The sequence below is a fragment of the Halorubrum gandharaense genome, assembly GCF_054654575.1.
In genome coordinates this window covers 392,770-410,793 of record NZ_BAAIET010000002.1, presented here as the reverse complement: position 1 = coordinate 410,793, position 18,024 = coordinate 392,770, and the positions used below count along the sequence as shown (strand labels likewise).

General features: G+C 68.0%; 16 protein-coding genes. 9 read left to right on the top strand and 7 right to left on the bottom strand.

Annotated elements, in window-relative coordinates; genetic code table 11:
• Positions 1-10: 10 nt before the first annotated feature.
• Positions 11-187 carry a hypothetical protein gene (locus ACYQ07_RS11005; protein ID WP_459881416.1) on the bottom strand — a complete coding sequence of 59 codons (177 nt, stop codon included), beginning with the start codon at positions 185-187 and terminating at the stop codon, positions 11-13.
• Between the two features lie 77 nt (positions 188-264).
• Entirely contained in the window at positions 265-738 is a 474-nt protein-coding gene (locus ACYQ07_RS11000; protein WP_459881413.1) for a deoxyuridine 5'-triphosphate nucleotidohydrolase, read from the bottom strand.
• Positions 739-966: 228 nt separating this feature from the next.
• Here ACYQ07_RS11000 and ACYQ07_RS10995 point away from each other — a divergent pair, with 228 nt between their 5' ends.
• The 4 genes from ACYQ07_RS10995 (at position 967) to pepF (ending at position 6,543) form a co-directional block, all read left to right on the top strand.
• Complete coding sequence (locus tag ACYQ07_RS10995; RefSeq protein WP_459881410.1) at positions 967-2,955, top strand: aconitate hydratase; 1,989 nt, start codon at positions 967-969, stop codon at positions 2,953-2,955.
• Positions 2,956-3,069: 114 nt separating this feature from the next.
• Positions 3,070-3,450 (top strand): hypothetical protein, encoded by a 381-nt coding sequence (locus ACYQ07_RS10990; RefSeq protein WP_459881407.1) that lies wholly within the window; start codon positions 3,070-3,072, stop codon positions 3,448-3,450.
• Positions 3,451-4,081: 631 nt separating this feature from the next.
• The gene (locus ACYQ07_RS10985; RefSeq protein ID WP_459881404.1) at positions 4,082-4,585 is read left to right on the top strand and encodes a GNAT family N-acetyltransferase; all 504 of its coding nucleotides are present in this window, start codon (positions 4,082-4,084) and stop codon (positions 4,583-4,585) included.
• Between the two features lie 158 nt (positions 4,586-4,743).
• Complete coding sequence (gene pepF / locus ACYQ07_RS10980) at positions 4,744-6,543, top strand: oligoendopeptidase F (RefSeq protein WP_459881401.1); 1,800 nt, start codon at positions 4,744-4,746, stop codon at positions 6,541-6,543.
• A gap of 142 nt (positions 6,544-6,685) precedes the next feature.
• Here pepF and ACYQ07_RS10975 read toward each other — a convergent pair whose 3' ends face one another.
• From ACYQ07_RS10975 to ACYQ07_RS10955, 5 genes are all read right to left on the bottom strand, one after another.
• A complete protein-coding gene (locus tag ACYQ07_RS10975; protein ID WP_459881399.1) occupies positions 6,686-7,054 on the bottom strand; it encodes a hypothetical protein in 369 nt (122 codons plus the stop codon).
• A 291-nt stretch (positions 7,055-7,345) separates the two neighbouring features.
• Positions 7,346-8,578, bottom strand: coding sequence for a threonine synthase (locus tag ACYQ07_RS10970; RefSeq protein WP_459881396.1), 1,233 nt, complete (start codon positions 8,576-8,578; stop codon positions 7,346-7,348).
• A 768-nt stretch (positions 8,579-9,346) separates the two neighbouring features.
• Positions 9,347-9,532 (bottom strand): hypothetical protein, encoded by a 186-nt coding sequence (locus tag ACYQ07_RS10965; protein WP_459881393.1) that lies wholly within the window; start codon positions 9,530-9,532, stop codon positions 9,347-9,349.
• 45 nt (positions 9,533-9,577) lie between these two features.
• Positions 9,578-10,819, bottom strand: a complete 1,242-nt coding sequence (locus ACYQ07_RS10960; protein ID WP_459881390.1) for a tRNA sulfurtransferase — start codon at positions 10,817-10,819, stop codon at positions 9,578-9,580.
• A 97-nt stretch (positions 10,820-10,916) separates the two neighbouring features.
• Entirely contained in the window at positions 10,917-11,603 is a 687-nt protein-coding gene (locus ACYQ07_RS10955) for a helix-turn-helix domain-containing protein (RefSeq protein WP_459881387.1), read from the bottom strand.
• A 240-nt stretch (positions 11,604-11,843) separates the two neighbouring features.
• On the opposite strand from ACYQ07_RS10955, the gene ACYQ07_RS10950 reads away from it, so the two are divergent.
• The 5 genes from ACYQ07_RS10950 to ACYQ07_RS10930 are packed head-to-tail and all read left to right on the top strand — an operon-like array spanning position 11,844 to position 18,022.
• Positions 11,844-13,529: an ABC transporter substrate-binding protein gene (locus ACYQ07_RS10950; RefSeq protein ID WP_459881384.1), complete on the top strand. Its 1,686-nt coding sequence runs from the start codon at positions 11,844-11,846 to the stop codon at positions 13,527-13,529.
• Entirely contained in the window at positions 13,526-14,479 is a 954-nt protein-coding gene (locus ACYQ07_RS10945) for an ABC transporter permease (protein WP_459881381.1), read from the top strand. The genes ACYQ07_RS10950 and ACYQ07_RS10945 overlap by 4 nt, the downstream gene beginning before the upstream one ends.
• On the top strand, positions 14,476-15,504 hold the full coding sequence (locus ACYQ07_RS10940) for an ABC transporter permease (protein WP_459881378.1): 1,029 nt from the start codon (positions 14,476-14,478) through the stop codon (positions 15,502-15,504). The genes ACYQ07_RS10945 and ACYQ07_RS10940 overlap by 4 nt, the downstream gene beginning before the upstream one ends.
• Positions 15,501-16,604, top strand: coding sequence for an ABC transporter ATP-binding protein (locus ACYQ07_RS10935; protein ID WP_459881376.1), 1,104 nt, complete (start codon positions 15,501-15,503; stop codon positions 16,602-16,604). The genes ACYQ07_RS10940 and ACYQ07_RS10935 overlap by 4 nt, the downstream gene beginning before the upstream one ends.
• On the top strand, positions 16,601-18,022 hold the full coding sequence (locus tag ACYQ07_RS10930) for an ABC transporter ATP-binding protein (protein WP_459881373.1): 1,422 nt from the start codon (positions 16,601-16,603) through the stop codon (positions 18,020-18,022). The genes ACYQ07_RS10935 and ACYQ07_RS10930 overlap by 4 nt, the downstream gene beginning before the upstream one ends.
• Positions 18,023-18,024 lie beyond the last annotated feature (2 nt).

The following is an 18,024-nucleotide window of genomic DNA, read 5'->3' as shown; positions in this document are numbered from 1 at the left end:
GAGTGGACTACTACTCGGCACCGCGTCGCATCGAAAACAGCAATAACCCGACTGCCAGCAGCACGAGCACCGCCGCACGGAGTCGTTCCCCTGTGAAATAGTTGGCCACGGCCAACAGCATCACCACGACGGCGACGATGAGTGTCGGCACGGTCGTGCCGTCGAGCCTACCGAGTGGCGTGCGCATACCTCACCTCACGCGGCAGCCGATTTAGTCGGTCCGGTGACACGGCGACGCGAGGTGTTTGGACGTTTGATCTGGCACTACAGTCGTTCTCCCTGATAGTCGCCGTCGTACGTCTCCTCGTGCTCCGCGTGCGCGAGAACGATCTGGGCGATACGGGCGCCGGGCTCCAGCTCGATCGGGTAGCCGACACGAAGCAGCCCCTCACCCACGCCCTCGTAGCCGGCGTCCCAGACGGCGGTGTTGAGCATACAGGAGTTGCGCAGGAGACTGGACCGCGGGTAGACGAAGCCGACGTGCTCGTCGGGGATCCCGACCGGCTCGCCGTAGCGGACGACGTAGCTGCCGCGTTCGAGCCGGTAGGTGTCGTTCGTGGTCGTCAGCTCCGTGCGCTCGGCGACGTGTTTTCCCTCGCGGGTGATCGCGCCCGGCTCGGTCTGCTGGAAGACGGCTCCGAGCGTGAGGTCGACGCCGTTCGGCTGCACCTGCTCGTCGTCGAGGTCGGCGCCGGCGGCCTCCAGCGCGGCGGCCACGTACGCCCCGGATTCGAACATACCGATGGTCCCACGGCCGCCGCCAAAACCGTTCGTGTTCGTCGTGGGACGACCCACCGTGAAAGGATGCACTACACCCTTCAATACCTGAATTGTGATCCGTTTTCATGACTCATGTGAACACGCCGATTTCGCACAAAGAATTGCCGCACGTAGGCGAATTCCACACGGTCGTTCGGACGAAAACACGCGGGATTTATATTCGAGGCGGGGCCATCTTCAGCTGATATGGGACAGACGATTACGGAGAAGATCCTCGATGAGCATCTCGTCGAGGGCGAGCTGACGCCCGGCGAGGAGATCGGCATCGAGATCGACCAGGTGCTCACACAGGACACGACGGGGACGATGGTGTGGCTCCAGTTCGAGGCCCTCGAGATGGACGAGGTCCAGACGGAGCTCGCCGCGCAGTACTGTGACCACCAGACGTACCAGTTCGACTTCAAGAACACGGACGACCACCGCTTCCTCCGCTCGGCGGCCGGTTCGTTCGGCGCCTACTTCTCCCGGCCCGGCAACGGCATCTGCCACCAGGTCCACAAGGAGAACTTCGCGGCGCCCGGCAAGACCCTCCTCGGCTCGGACTCGCACACCCCGACGCCCGGCGGGCTCGGCCAGCTGGCGATCGGCGTCGGCGGCCTCGACATCGCCGTCGCGATGGGCGGCGGCGCCTACTACGTCGAGATGCCCGAGGTCGTCAACGTCCAGCTCGAAGGGGAGCTCCCCGAATGGGCGACGGCGAAGGACATCGCGCTCCACCTGCTCGGTGAGCTGACCGTGAAAGGCGGCGTCGGCAAGGTGTTCGAGTACACCGGTTCCGGCGCGGAGAACCTCACGATCCCCGAGCGGACGACGATCACCAACCTCGGCACCGAGCTCGGCGCCACTTCCTCCATCTTCGCGACCGACGAGAAGACGGAAGAGTGGCTCGCCAAGCAGGGCCGCGAGGACGAGTACGTCGACCTCCAGCCCGACGCGGACGCGGAGTACGCCGAGACGATCACCGTCGAGCTCGACGAGCTCGAGCCGCTCGTGGCCGCGCCGTCGATGCCCGACAACGTCGCCCCCGTCAGCGAGTTCGAGGGTACCGAGGTCGAGCAGGTCATCATCGGCTCCTGTACGAACGGCGCCTACGAGGACATCCTCCCCGGCGCGAAGATGCTCGAGGGTCGCGAGGTCGCGAAACACACCGAGATGATCGTCGCACCGGGCTCCAAGCAGGCCTCCGAGATGCTAGCCCGCGAGGGCTGGACCGCGGAGATGATGGCGGCCGGCGTCAACTTCTCCGAGGCGACGTGTGGTGCCTGTATCGGCATCGGCCACGTGCCCGCCTCCGACTCCGTCTCGCTGCGCACCTTCAACCGCAACTTCGAGGGTCGCTCCGGCATCGAGGACGACTCCGTCTTCCTCTGCTCGCCCGAGGTCGCCACCGCGGCCGCCATCGCCGGCGAGATCGTCGACCCGCGTGACCTCGCCGACGAGCTCGGCGACCTGGAGGCGCCCGGCCTCGAGATGGGCGAGAGCTACGGTCCCGGTATGGGCCAGGACGACCCCGACATCATCACGCCCGACGAGGCGATCGACGACGAGCTGATCAAGGGCCCCAACATCGGCGACGTGCCGCTGCGGGACGCGCTGGAGGCCGACATCGGCGGTGAAGCGCTCCTCAAGATGGAGGACAACATCACCACCGACCACATCATCCCGGCCACCGCGGACATCCTGAAGTTCCGCTCGAACATCGAGAAGCTCTCGGAGTTCACCCTCTCGCGCGTCGACGACACGTTCGCTGACCGCGCCAAGGCAGCCGGTGAGGGCGTTCTCGTCGCCGGCGAGAACTACGGTCAGGGCTCCTCGCGTGAGCACGCCGCACTCTGTCCGATGTACCTCGGCATCGAGGCCGTCTTCGCACAGAGCTTCGCCCGCATCCACAAGGCGAACCTGTTCAACTTCGGCATCGTCCCGCTGGAGATCGACGCCGAAACGTACGAGCAGATCGACCAGGGCGACGACATCCAGATCGTCGACGATGTCGGCAGTGCGGTTGCCGAGGGCGTCGAGGAGTTCACCGTCAGCGTCAACGACGGCGAGTGGGAGTTCACCGCCGACCTCGACGCCTCCGAGCGCGAGCGCGAGATCCTCGCCTCCGGTGGCAAGCTCTCGTGGGTCAAACAGCAGCACAGCGGCGACTCCGGTGCGGCACCCGCCGACGACTGAGCTGGAGACCACAACCCGTTTTCTCCGTTTTTTCAGCCGCGTAGCGTAGCGACCGGCGCGCGACGCCGACACCGCCCCGCTACCCTTTTGCCGGCGGCCGCCCCAATCTCGGGCATGTCGCAGGCACGCACGCGGTCGGCGCCGACCCCGCACGGCGACGTGGAGTACGAGGTGGTGACGTGTGCCAACTGCGGGGAGGAGGTGGTTCCCGAGGATGCCGTCCCCGTGGGGATCGGCGCGGAGACGTACTCCTGTGACGGGCTGCCGTTCTGCCGGAGCGAGCACGAGCGCCCGCGCGAGCGGCGCGCGCTGTGCGGCTACTGTGCGGAGGCGACGCTGGAGTACACCCGCGAGCCGGATGGCGTTCGTGACCGGCTTGAGGAGTTCGCCGCGGAGGCGTCACCGATGGGCATCGGGCTCTGGCTCGGCATCGTCGGCGGGGTGGCGCTGTCCGTCGCCCTCCTCGTGGTGCGTCTGCTGGTCGGGGTTCCCTGAAAAAGGGTCGGCGAGCGCCCGTTCGCCGGAGGGTGGTGGAGCGGTTGGCGCATGAGACACCGAGACGACGATGCTCGTCGACCGACCTCCGGAGTGAGTATTGCAATTCGTCGCCGTCAGCAGAGTATATAAACAGTCGAGCAGAGCAGCAACGCTCTCCTGATAAACGGGCTGCAGTGCGGTGGCGCGCCCGGCGAGCGCCCCGTGGGCGCTCGGCGGCGCGCGAGGGACGCCGCGAGCGGAGCGAGCGGCGAGGCTGGGGAGGTATGAGGCGCGGTTGCTGTGCTGTGCGGGGCGGGACTCAAAGGGGCAGCCGGCTCCGGGACGACGGGCGACGCCAAGCACCGCAGCGGGCGGTGTCGAGAGCGAGGAGCACAGCGAGCCCCTCGACCGGAGCCGGCTGGGGCTTTGCAGGCGGTCCTCTCCAGCGCAAAACCAGCAACTCACCGGACAACCTCTGCTTATAAAGGGGGAACAACCCCACCAACGCCCCACTCATAAACTCCCCCACCAACCACGTACTACACCTACTCCCGAGGTCACACATCCGGAATCAGGTCGTACTCGCTTAAAAGGGAAAACACCCGCCGGGGCCGTCGTCCTTATCGGCGCGGAGGGCGAACGTCGGACCGTGACGCCAGTCGAAACGGCCATACGGGAGGTGGAACGCGCCGACCTACTGGCAGTCCAGCGGATCGAGACCGCCTGCTTTTCGGACCCGTGGCCGTTCGAGGCGTTCGAGCGCTTTCTCGAGGAGCCGGCGTTTCTGGTGGCGGAGCGAGCCCCCGTGGGGACGTCCAGTAACGGAGCCACCGGCGAGATCGTGGGCTACGTCGTCGCCGACTCCACGCCCAACTTCGGCCGGGATATCGGCCACGTGAAGGACCTCGCAGTCGCACCCGACGCCCGCGGCGAGGGGGTGGGTCGCGCGCTGTTGCGCGCCGCGCTCCTCCGGCTGCACGCGCAGGGTGCCGCCGTCGTGAAACTCGAGGTGCGCACGAGCAACGAGGCCGCGCGCTCGCTGTACGCCGACGAGGGGTTCGAGCCGCTTCGGCGGGTGCCGCGCTACTACCCGGACGGGGAGGACGCGCTCGTGCTCGTCGTCGACCTCGACCAGTGGGTCGAGGAACGCTGACCGACCGGGTGACGAACGCGTCGGCGAGCCAGTCACGCCGACGGCCCGGTCACGCTGACGGCCCAACACGCTGACGGCCCACCCACGCCGGCGACAACGGGGACGACGTGTCTTCCGGTTTCAGCAAGGCTTACACGACGGGACGGCAACCCGATAGTATGAGCTCGGTTCCCGAACGGGCGGACATCGACGCGGAGTATCAGTGGGATCTGGAGAGCATCTTCCCGGACGACGAGGCGTGGGCGGAGGCGTACGAGGCGGTCGCCGGGCGCATCGACGAGCTCGCCGACTACGAGGGTCGCGTCACCGAGGACGCCGAGACGCTGCTGGAGCTGCTGGAGCTTCGCGAGGAGATCTTCCGCGAGGTCGGACAGGTGGCGGTGTACGCCCGGCTTCGCAGCGCCGAGGACACGCGCGACCAGGAGTATCAGGCGATGTCCGCGAAGGCCTCCTCGCTGCGGTCGGAGGCGTCGAGCACCATCTCGTACCTCGAACCCGAGCTGCAGGAGCTGACCGAGGATGACGTCGAGGCGTTCGTCGAGGCGGAGCCGGAGCTCGCCGACTACGAGCACTACCTCGACGACGTGTTGCGGATGAAACCGCACACGCGCTCGGCGGAGGTCGAGGAGGTGCTGGCCGACCTCTCGGAGGTCACCTCCGCGCCGAGCGACATCTACTCGATGCTGACGAACGCCGACCTCACCTACGGCACCGTGGAGGACCCCGACGGCGAGGAAGTCGAGATCACGCAGGCGAACTTCACCAAACTCCAGACGAACCCGGACCGGGAGTTCCGCCAGCGCGTCCACGAGACGTTCTACGACGAGTGGGCCGACGTGCGCAACACCGTCGGCACCTCGCTCGAAAAGGCCGTCCGCGAGCACACGATCAGCGCCGACATCCGGGACTACGACTCCGCGCGCGCCGCCGCGCTCGACGGCTCGAACGTTCCGGTTGAGGTGTACGACACGCTGGTCGACACCGTCGACGCCAACCTCGACGTGCTCCACCGGCACGCCGACCTGAAGGCGGAGGCACTCGGCGTCGAACAGCTCCAGAGCCACGACTTCTACATGTCGCTGACGGGCGAGCAGGGCCCCGACGTGGAGTACGAGCAGGCGAAAGAGTGGGTGATCGAGGCGGTCGCCCCGCTGGGCGAGGCGTACCAGGAGCGGATGGCCGAGGGGCTGGAGGACCGCTGGGTCGACGTGTACGAGAACCGCGGCAAGCGCTCGGGGGCGTTCTCCTCGGGCACGTACGACACCCAGCCGTACATTCTGATGAACTACCAGGACGACATCTCCTCGATGTACACGCTCGCCCACGAGCTCGGTCACTCGATGCACTCGGAGCTCGCCGGCGACGAACAGCGCTGGCACGACGCCAGCTACGAGATCTTCGTCGCGGAGATCGCCTCCACCGTTAACGAGACGCTGCTCACCCACTACCTGCTGGAGAACGTCGAGGACCCCGAGCTGCGGACGCACGTGCTCGACGAGTACCTGGAGCGGTTCCGCTCGACGCTGTTCCGCCAGACGATGTTCGCCACCTTCGAACAGCGGATCCACGAGGCGGTCGAGAACGACGAGCCGCTCACGCCGGACGCCCTGGACGAGATGTACGCCGAGCTCAAGGGCGACTACTACGAGCCCGCCGAGCTCACCGGCGGCATCGAACGCGAGTGGCAGCGCATTCCGCACTTCTACTACGACTTCTACGTCTACCAGTACTCGACGGGCATCGCGGCCGCCGCCGCCATCGTCGAGCGCATCCTCTCGGAGGGCGAGGCGGCCGCCGCCGACTACCGCGAGATGCTCGCCGCCGGCGGCTCCGACTACCCGCTGGAGGTCGTCGAGCTCGCCGGCATCGACATGGCGTCGCCCGACCCGATCGAGTCCGCCATCGGCATCTACGACGACTACCTCGACGAGGTCGCCGAGCTGCTCGAACTGGAGTAGAGTCGTCGGCTCGTTTTATCGGTGGACGATGAGCGGCGGAGCGTTCCTTATCGGGTTCGTTGAAACCCCCATCAGGTGACCGATGCCGACCCAGCCTCGGTCTATACAGGGGAACAATCTAACGCGGGCAACACCTCACGGCTTAACTGATGAATCTTCTCCAGTATACATACGCTACCCAAATTGTGGCACCTCCGAGAAACCCGAGAAGCTGTGAGATTAAGTTAAAACCAAAAGGTGGGGCCCGTGCCCTAATAATGAACGCTATGAGAAAGAATACCGCAAAGGGTATAATCACCGCCACTGGCAGAAACTGTTTCAGCTCAACATCTAGATGAGAAATGAAGAGTGCCGTAGCTACTGCTATAATCGCCGCTTGAATGAAGAGCCAGTGGAACTCATTAAGATAGTTGTGGAGCGGGAATCCTATCGTGAACAACTCAATTATTTGAAATATTATGATTGCTATAACGAAGCTGACTATTGATCCGATGTCTCCAGATGTGTTCATTATGGCCGTTAATCCGCCACATAATAATTAACAATTCTGGCTCAACGGACTCTGTTGAAATCTTCTTCTTCAAACGCGGAGAAGAATGGAACAGCCGGTCACCAAGCAGTCCGCATCGACCGGCTGTTTCAGGCGAGAATGTGCCTGAAGGATGGAGTTCCCACAGAGCCCGTATCAGTGGTCGCCGGCGACGCCGGCGTTTCTCCCGGCTCCGCTCTCAGCACATCCCAGATCGCCGATTAGCAGCGTCTCCGACGGGGATCGTCCCGTATCGCCTCTTATAACCCCGTCTCAGGCCCCACCCACGCCCTCGTCCTCGCGCTCGCCGACGTGCGCGCGGAGGGTGTCCACGTCCTTGTTGCCGGCCCCGGTGTTGAGCAGGACGACGGTGTCGTCCGGGCCGAACTCGCCGCGCTCGGCCAGCGTGAACGCGCCGGCGGCCGCGGCGGCGCAGGTCGCGCCCATCTCCAGCCCCTCCTCGCGGGCGACCTCGATCGCGGCGTCGAGGATCTCGGCGTCCGTGTTGGCGACGGCGCCGCCGTCGGACTCCCGGAGCGCGTCGAGGATCATCGGGCTGGCGCCGGGGTCCGGGATCGCGATCCCGTTGCAGGCAGTGGTGATCTCGTCGTCGGAGAGAGGCTCGTGGCGGTCGGCGCCCGCCTCGAACGCCTCGACGATCGGCGCACAGCCCGCGGCCTGCGCGGCGTACATCGGGGCGAGCTCGTCGGTCCAGCCGAGGTCGCGGACCTCCCGGGCAGCCTTGTGCATCCCGACGAGGCCGACGCCGCCGCCGGTCGGGTAGACGACGGCGTCGGGCGCCTCCCAGTCGAGCTGTTCGAGCAGCTCCAGCGCCATCGTCTTCTTCCCCTCGTGACGGTACGGCGTGACGAACGTCTTCGTGGAGTACCAGTCGGGGTTCTCGTCCATCGCGGCGGCGTACGCCTTCCCCGCGTCACCGATCTGGGAGGTGCCGCCGACGGGGTCGGTCACGGTGAGGTCGGCACCGTGGACCTCCACCATCGCCTTCTGCGTGAACCCGGCGCGCGACGGGAGAAAGACGTGCGCGTCGAGGTCGGCGCAGGCGGCGTACGCGGCGGCCGCCTGCCCGGCGTTGCCCGCGGAGTTGAGCGCCACGTCGGCGGCACCGTGCTCGACGGCGGCGGTCATCGCCGCCGCCTGCCCGCGGTCCTTGAACGTCCCCGTCGGATTGTCGCCTTCGTCTTTCAGGAGGACGCGCCCGACGCCCATCGCGTCCGCGAGGTCGGGACACTCAACGAGCGGCGTCGCCCCCTCGCCGAGCGACACTGCGACGCCCGAGGGGAACGGGAGCAGCTCCTCGTAGCGCCACATCGACGAGAACGGGCGCGCCTGGAGATCCTCGGGCGTCACCCGAATGCGGTCGTAGTCGTAGTCGGGGTCCAGAATGCCGCCGCAGTCGGGACAGCGGTGGGTGGCTGTTTCGGCGTCAAAGTGCTCCTCACAGTCGACACAGCGCAGGCCGACGAAGGCCTCGGTGGTTCGCATGTCCGCCCCTTCGACACGGAGGGTCACGGGCGGTCGCTTCCCGGCAAGATCGGTGGGGTTCGTCGCCGGCGTGTGCCGGGGGGGGGGGCGCCGCGGTTGCCGCGGTTGCCGCCGGCGTCGCGTCCGCCGCCGCGCCACCCGGTTCCCGATCGGTCGGATGGGCGACCTCGTCGAACCACGCCAGCACGCGCTCGGCGGCGCGCTCGGCGTCTACCGCAAAGACGAACTCGACAATTGAGCGACGTCGGCCACTTTTGCGCGAGTGAGGAACCTGGCGAACGGCGTGGAGCTGCCGCTTCGAGGGTGAGAGCGCCGCCGATCCGCTGGGACGAGCGGGGCGGCGGGTGGATGGGTGTGCGTCCGCCCCGGGAGCGGGGGCGGACGCACGGGAGACGGAAAGAGGGGCTGTCGCGGGGGGACGCCCGCGACCGCCGGGGCGCGGTCGCGGGGAGGGATCCCCCGCGGGCGCCGAAGATGACCCCCGTAGGGGAATCCCCCGTACGGGCGTCGGATAGTGTTCACGCAGGTGGGCAGCCGTTGGCTGCGGTGGGTTCTTCGCGTCGCGGTCGACGCGAGGTGATGTCAGGGTGCCGCTGCCCACTCGGTCGTACAGGATGCACTACTAAAGTGGTTCAGGGGCGTTCCTCACCGGCCGGAACCGGAGGAAGGTTTATACGTTGTCGGCGGTCGTCGTGGCCGGCGGGTCGTGCTCCGAGATGGTCGCCGCGTCGAAGCGTGGTCGACGGCGACGGCCTTAGTCCGGCGCCCTCACTCACGCTCGCTGCCGTCACAGACGCCGAGCGGCAGCCCGTCCTCCGGGGTCGCTCCGGCACCCTCGTAGGCGTCGTCGACGAGTCGGGCGAGCTGGGTCTCGACGTCGAGGCCGCGGGCGTCGGCGAGCGCCGCGAGACGCTCGTACTGGGCGGCCGGCAGCGACACGGGTCGGTCCGTCATGGTGGTGGGAACGCGCCCGGACGATTAAAACCCCCGCGTCTAGCGCTACGAACGCTCCGCGGACAGGTCAACTCGCTCGGCCGCCTCGGCAGCGTCCGCCGCGCGCTCGCGGAGCCAGTCCGGGACGAGATCCGCCATCTCGGCGCGCCCGGCGCCCGTCTCCGGCTGGTCGGGGGCGAACCGGTTGCAGCCGGCCGATATTTCCGCGGACTCGTAGGTGCCGAGCCGGCGGGCACGCTCCGTGATCGTCGGCTTGTCGTCGGTGAGGAGGGGACGGTGGACCGGAAACTCGGTCGCGGAGTCGAGTACGGAGAGGTTCTGTGTGGTTTGACTGGACTTCTGGCCGATCGCCTCGCCCGTGACGACGCCGGTCGCGCCCTCCGCGGCGGCGATCTCGGCGGCGACACGGTAGAGAAAGCGCCGGAAGACGAGCATCCGGCCGGTGTCCATCGTGTCGGCGAGCTCCCGGCAGACCGGGCCGCCGTCGACCACGCGGAGCTCGTCGAGGTGGTTCGGGCCGTAGGTCGCCAGCTGGCGGGCGGACGCCTCGGCGCGCGCCCGGTGGTCCGGGCCGCCGAAGTCTCCCAGGTCAACGTAGACGGGGATGACGGGCGCGCCCCGCGACATCACCTCGAAGGCGGCGACCGGCGAGTCGATCCCGCCGGACAGCAGCGCGACGAGCGGCCGCTGGGTTCCCAGCGGAAGCCCGCCGGGACCGGGTCGCTTCTCGTCGAAGACGAACGCCCGGTCCGGATGAACCTCGGTCCGGACCGTGTAGTCGGGGTCGTCGAGGTCGACGGTCGGATCCCGGTCGGCGAGCGCTCCGGCGACGGCCGCGCCGCCGTCGCGTTCGAGGTCCCTGCTGTCGAAGGGGTAGTCCGTGCCGACACGGGACGCACGAACGGCGAAGGTTTCTCCCTCGAAGCCCGCTGCCGCGACCCGCGCCAGGGCGTCCACGACCGCGTCGTGGGTCGGTTCGACGGTGGCTGCCGGGCTTGCGGAGACGACGCCGGGCGCGTCGGTGGCAGCGTCCGTTGCCGCGGCGACGGCGGCCGGATCCGGGTCGGCGTCCTCGAAGGTGAGCACGGGGCGATTTCGTCGGTGCTCCACCGCGGCGTCGATCCCACGGTCCGCGAGAAGGGCTCGAAGATTCTCACCGAGGGTCCCCTGCATGTTGCGCCGGACGGACTCGCTTTTCGTGCCGATGGCGCCGACCCGAACGAGCACGGTGTCGGCGCCCGGCGGCACGGCGGCTGGGTCGAGAGGTGGAGCGGGACCGCTGGTCATGGCCGGCGTTCGCGGGCGACGGGTAAACAGTCGGCGGTCGGCGGGTGTGGGGGCGGGCGGTGGTGTGGAGGCGGGCGGTGGTGTGGCCGTCGACCGCTCACTCCACGAGCCGGTCGGCGATCCCGGACATCACCTTCGCCTCCGCGCGCGAAAGGTGCTCCCAGACGGTCGTGGTGCCGAGGTCGAGCTCCTCTGCGACCGCCTCCACGCCGACGCCGCCGCCGTGGTCGTAGTAGCCGACGCCGATGGCGGTCGCGAGGACCTCCCGCTGACGACGGGTGAGGTCGTCGAGAAAGCGGCTTACCTCCAGCTGGGGCGGCCGGTCGATCTCCGAGAGGTGGACGTTTCGGGCGAGCTCGACGTCGTTGCCGCCGCGCTCAAGCGACCGCATCACGCCGGAGAGGTCGTCATCCGGGTCGAGATACAGCGTCCAGCGCTCCACGCCGGCGGTGATCGTCGTTCCCATTCGGTAGTGGATGCCCATATCCGAGAGCCGCTCGGAGATGCTGTCCCACTCGTAGGCGTCGACGACGAGCGCCACGTACACGTGGTCGCCACTCAGCGGGGAGAGCGGCTCGGCTTCGAGCACGGACTCGGTCTCGCGGAACGCCACGAGAAACGACTCGATGGCGTCGGTCGGCCCCTCGAGTTCGATGATCCGCTTCCGCTCGGCGGTTCGACCGGTCATCGAGGAGACGGAGCGGATCGTCACGTCGGGGTGGCGGGCACTCACTTCACACTCCGGCTCGCCGTTGTGGCGGATCCGTAGCGTCACCTCGCGCATACCTCCGTCAGCGGACGGAGGGTGATAGCGGTTTCGGCACCATCATCGAGTCCCGGCGTTCGGCGCTCATGGTCCGAACCAGCCATTGGTGTGTACGTACGTCCCGGAAGTTCGTTTTTGGATGATCGATCCGTGTTCCTGAACAGCAATATGAGGACGGCGGATCACAAACGCTGCCGCGGTCCGGATATATTCGGTGAAACACTCAACCACATGGATATCCCACCCATGTGTAACCGCATGTCACAGCAATTCGACCCGGAGGAGCTCTCCGGACCTCACGTCGACAGACGAACCGTCACGAAACTGTTCGGAGCTGCTGGAGTCAGCGCGCTCGCCGGCTGTGCGGGCGACGGCGACGGCGACGACGGCGGTGGCGGCGACGGCGGCAATGACGGACCGGATCCGGGCGAGGTCGACGACGACGACCTGCAGGGCGGACGGATCACGGCCGGCTGGTACCTGGGTGAGGTTGGCGACCTCGCACCGGCGTACATCAGCGTCGGCCAGTACTTCCAGATCTCCGCAAACATCTTCAACGGCCTCGTCACGCTGAACGAGGACGTCGAGATCGTCGGCGACCTCGCGACCGACTGGGAGGTCTCCGACGACGGGCTCCGCTACGAGTTCGAGCTCCGCGACGACGTGACGTTCCACAACGGCGAGGCGTTCACTGCCGAGGATGTCGAGTTCACGCTCCGGCACAACATCCAGGAGAACGCACCACAGGCGTCGCGGCTCGCCGACCTCCAGCCCATCGACGAGGGTGGCGTCGAAGTGATCGGCGACTACACCGTCGCGCTCAATTTCGAGAGCCCGAACGCCGCGGCACTTGCACACCTCACGCGCGGTCCCGGCCGCGTGGGCGCGATCATCAACGAGACGGCCCTCGAGGAGATGGGCGTCAACCAGTACTCGTTGGAGCCCGTCGGCACCGGCGCGTTCGAGGTCGCCGAACACGAGGTCGGATCGCACATCACGCTTGACGCGTTCGACGACTACCACGAGACCGACGACGAGGGGAACCAGCTCCCGTATCTCGACGGCGTCGACATCGAGATGATCCCGGAGCCCGGAACCATCGTCAACGCGCTTCAGGCGGGCGACATCGACTTCGCGAACCAGGTCCCGCTCGAGAACGTCGACGAGGTCGAGGGGAACCCGGAGATCGAGATCAGCGGCGTCGTCGGTAACGGCTGGCTCGGCTTCTCGATGAACCAGGATCGCGAGCCGTTCGACGACGTCGACGTCCGTCGCGGGATCGCGAAGGCGATCGACAACGAGCTACTGGCCCAGAACGCCTTCTTCGGCTACGCGGAACCCGCGACGGGCGTGTTCGGTCCGCTCCCGGAGTGGGTCGCCCGCCCGAACGACGAGAAGGACCAGACGCAGGCCCACGACCCGGAAGAGGCACAGGAGCTGCTTGAGGGGACGCCGCTGATGGACGACGAGGAGGAGTTCCAGATCATGCAGACGCAGGAAAGTCTGCGCGCGGCACGGACCGTTCAGAACCAGCTGGAGAACCTCGGACTCTCCGTCGAGATCGACCAGGTCACCGACTCCACCTACTGGGAGCGTTACGAGGACGGCGACTACGACATGACCGTCTCCGGCAGCGTCCAGAAACCCGACCCCGAGGAGTCCGTCTGGAACTTCTACCGGCTGCCCGACGAGGGCGGCGTCTGGAACTGGTACAACTACGAGAGCCAGGAGGCCCACGACCTGCTCGGCGACCAGCGGCGCGCCGCCGACCAGGACGAGCGTGCCGAGATCCTCCAGGAGCTCGAGGACGTCCTCATCCGTGACGCGCCCGACGCCTACCTCGTCCACGAGGAGGACGTCGTGGGCTTTGGCGACCACGTCGGCGGCTTCACCCACATTCCGTCGTTCCTCCGTAACTTCCACGAGGTCTGGGTCGAGGAATGAAGCAGTACGTCGCGAAACGCGTTCTCCACGCGCTCTTCGTGATGTGGCTCGTGGCGACGGTCGTCTTCTTCGGGCTCCGGGCTATCCCCGGCGGTCCGATCCGCGCCATGCTCGGCCCGGAGGCGACGCCCGAAGCCGTCGAGACCCTCGAAACCCAGATGGGGCTCGACCAGCCGCTGTACGTCCAGTATCTCGACTGGTTCTCGGGGCTGTTCGTCGGCGACCTCGGGACCAGCATCACGACCGGTCAGGAGATCACCGTACTGCTGTCGTCGGCGTTCCCCAGAACCTTCTCCATCGCCATCGTCGGCGTCGTCGTCGGCCTCGCGCTGGCGCTCCCCGCGGGGATCGTGAGCGCGACGCGGAAACACGAGCCCGCCGACTACGTCGCCACCGTCGTGGCGTTCCTCGGGCTCTCGATGCCGGCGTTCTTCATCGGCATCCTGCTGGCGATCGTGTTCGGCGTCCAGCTCGGCTGGCTGCCGATCTACGGCTACACGCCGATCGGCGACGGGTTCGTCCCGTGGCTGGAGAGCATCATCCTCCCCGGTATCGCCGTCGGGCTCCCGTATGCGGCGATCGTCATGCGGATGATGCGGTCGTCGCTGCTGGAGACGATGAACGAGCCCTACATGACGACGGCGCGCGCGAAGGGCGTCGACTCCCGCGTGCGGCTGTACAAACACGCGATGCAGAACGCGCTGATCCCGGTCGTGACCGTCGCCGGGATCCAGGTCGCGCTGATCCTCGTCGGCTCCGTCACCGTCGAGATCGTCTTCGGCATCAACGGCATCGGCCGGATGCTCGTGGACTCGATCCTCGACCGGAACTACCCGGTCACCCAGGCGGTCATCCTGCTCGTCGCCGCCATCATGGTGTTCACCAATCTCGCCGTCGACATCCTGTACACGTTCATCGACCCGCGGATCCGCTACGGGGGTGAGCAATGAGCGGCACCAATCCCACGGGGCCGGATGCCCCGACCGACGACAGCACGAAAGCCGCCGGCGACGCTCCCGGCAGCACCGCTGCCGGCGAGGCGTACCCCGGTGCGGCGCCGCCCGAACGCTTCCAGGACGACGGGAACGTCGAGCCGCGCCGCACCTTCCGCGAACGACTGGTCGCCGGCCTCCGGAACGACCGGAAGGCGCTCGCCGGCGCCGTCGTCGTCGTCGGGTTCGTGTTCACCGCGCTGCTCGCGCCGATCCTCGCGCCGTACGACCCGAACACGACGTTCACCGTGCTGCAGGAGCCGGCCACTCACTCGACGACCGCGGACGGGGAGTTCTTCCACCTGCTCGGCACCGACTCCTACGGCCACGATGTGCTCTCGCGGATCATCTACGGGGCGCAGGTGTCGCTTCTGGTCGCCGCCGCGACCGTGCTGTTCGCGTTCACGGTCGGCACCGCCATCGGCGTCGTCGCCGGCTACTACGGTGGCTGGGTCGACACCGTGTTGATGCGGTACGTCGACTTCCAGTGGGCGTTCCCGACGCTGATCCTCGCGGCCGGCATCATCGCGTTCGCCGGCGGGCTCGGCGTCTGGAACGTCATCATCGCGATCGGCGTCGCGTTCATCGACGACTTCGCCCGGCTGGTGCGCGGGGAGGTCCTCTCCCTGCGTGAGGAGGAGTACGTGATGGCCGCGCGCGCCGTCGGCATGGGGGATCGCCGGATCATGACGAAGGAGATCCTCCCCAACGCCGTCGCGCCGATCATCGTGCAGGTGACGCTGATGATCCCGCTGGCGATCCTCGCGGAAGCGGGGCTCTCGTTCCTCGGGCTCGGCGTCACGCCGACCACCCCCACGTGGGGGCTGATGCTGTCGGAGGGCCGCCAGTTCCTCTCGCAGGCCTGGTGGATCTCCATCTTCCCCGGATTCGCCATCATGATCACCGTACTCGCGTTCAACATGTTCGGCGACGGGCTGCGTGACGTGTTCGACGTCAAGGAGGGCGAGGTGAGCGACCGATGAGCTCCACCCCCTCCGGCGACGCGCCGGATACCCCGAACGGACACGCCGCGCCCGCCGTCGACGAGGAGGCATCGCTGCTGGAAGTCGAGGGGCTCCACACCGCGTTCCACACGGACCGCGGCACCGTCACCGCCGTCGACGGCGTCGACCTCTCGCTCGACTCGGGCGAGATCGTCGGGCTCGTCGGGGAGTCCGGCTCCGGCAAGAGCGTGCTCGCACGCTCGATCATGGGGCTCGTCGACGACCCCGGCGAGATCGTCGGCGGCGACGTGCGGATCCGCGGCGAATCGCTGGTCGACGCCGACGAGGAACGGCTCAACGAGCTTCGGGGCAGCACCGTCTCGCTGGTGTTTCAGGACCCGATGCACAGCCTCAATCCGACGCTGTCCGTCGGCGAGCAGATCGCCGAGACGGTCCGGCTGAACCAGGACGTTGGCGAGTCCGTCTCGCTGTCGGCCGAGATGAAACGGAAGATCCTCGGCGCCGCCGAGAACAGCGAGGCGTGGCGCCGGGCGATCGAGATGCTGGAGGCGGTCCAGATCCCCGAGCCCGCCGCGCGCGCCGGCGACTTCCCCCACGAGTTCTCCGGCGGGATGCGCCAGCGGGCGATGCTCGCCATCGCGCTGTCGTGTGAGCCCGACCTGCTGATCGCCGACGAGCCGACGACGGCGCTCGACGTGACGATCCAGGCGCAGATCCTCGACGAGCTGCGCGACCTCAAGGAGGCGTTCGACACGACGATCCTGCTCATCACCCACAACCTTGCGGTCGTCGCGGAGACCTGCGACCGCGTGAACGTGATGTACGCCGGCGAGATCGTCGAGCGCGCCCCGACGGAGACGCTGTTCGACTCCCCCTCGCACCCGTACACGCAGGGGCTGATCGCCAGCACGCCCCGGGTCGACGACCCGGACGCCGACCTCCAGCCGATCCCCGGGAGCGTCCCCGAGGGCGTCGGCGAGCAGCCGCCATGCAAGTTCGCGCCGCGGTGTCCGGAGGCGAAGTCGGCGTGTTACGAACAGGACCCCCACTTCCGTGACGTGGGCGAGGACCACGAGGCGGCGTGTCTCCGCCGCGGCCCGGAGGGTGAGCGCCTATGAGCGCCGACACGCCGGAACACGACTCGGCGTCCGCTGGCGTCGACGGTAACCACGCCGACACCGCCGGCGTTTCGAGCACTCGCGAGGACGCGCTCCTGCGCGTCGGCGGGCTGAAAAAGCACTACCCGCAGGGCGACGGCTTCCTCGACAAGCTCGTCGGGGAGTCCGCCAGCGTGAAGGCGGTCGACGGCGTCGACCTCGCCGTCGAGCGCGGCGAGACGCTGGCGGTCGTTGGCGAATCCGGCTGCGGAAAGTCGACGCTCGGCCGTACCGTGCTCAACCTTGAGGACGTGACCGACGGCGAGATCCGGTTCGACGGCGACGAGATCGGCGGCCTCTCCGACCGGGAAATGCGGCCGTACCGCCGGCGGATGCAGATGATCTTCCAGGACCCGCTCTCGTCGCTCAATCCGCGTCAGAGCGTCGGCTCGATCCTCACGGCGCCGATGGAGGTCCACGACATCGGGGCGGACGCCGAGGACCGGCTGGAGCGCGCCCGCGACCTGCTGGAGCGCGTCGGCCTCGAACGCGAGCACGTCGACCGCTACCCCCACCAGTTCTCGGGCGGCCAACAGCAGCGGGTCGCCATCGCCCGCGCGCTGGCCGTCGAGCCGGAGTTCCTCGTCGCGGACGAGCCCACCTCGGCGCTCGACGTGAGCGTCCAGGCGCAGATCCTCAACCTGCTGGAGGAGCTGCAGGAGGAGCTCGACATCGCCATGCTGTTCATCACCCACGACCTCTCGGTGGTCCGGCAGGTCGCCGACCGCGTCGCGGTGATGTACCTCGGCGAGATCGTTGAGACGGCGCCCACCGAGCGGCTGTTCGAGGCGCCGGCCCACCCCTACTCGGCGTCGCTGCTCTCGGCCGTCCCGCGGATCGACCCGGAGACGCGGACGGACCGCACCCTGCTAACCGGGACTGTTCCCTCCCCGATCGACCCGCCGTCGGGCTGCCGGTTCCACACCCGGTGTCCGGCCGTGATCCCGCCGGCGGACTGGACCGGCGACCAGCCCGCGTTCCGGGCGGCGTTCGCCTTCCGGAACCGCCTCCTTGACGGGGAAGTCGACCCCGAGGCCGCCGCCACGCGCCTCGGCACCGATGATCCCGGAGCGATCGCCGATTACCTCATCGAGCAGTCGCTGCCCGGCACGCTTGCGGACCTCCCCGCGGACGCCGCGGAGACGGTCGAAGCCGCCGCGCACGACGCCGCCGAGGGGAACGACGAGGCCGCCGCCGACGCCGTTCGCGAGGCGTTCGTCTCCCCGTGTGAGACGGACGCCCCCCGGCGGGTCCACGCCGACGAGGGCGTGGCCGCCGGCGACATCGACGCCACGACGCCCGAGGGGGTCGACCCCGGCTGGGCGGCGTGCCACCGCAACGACCCCGAGGCGCCGGGGACGCCGACCGTCGACGACTAACC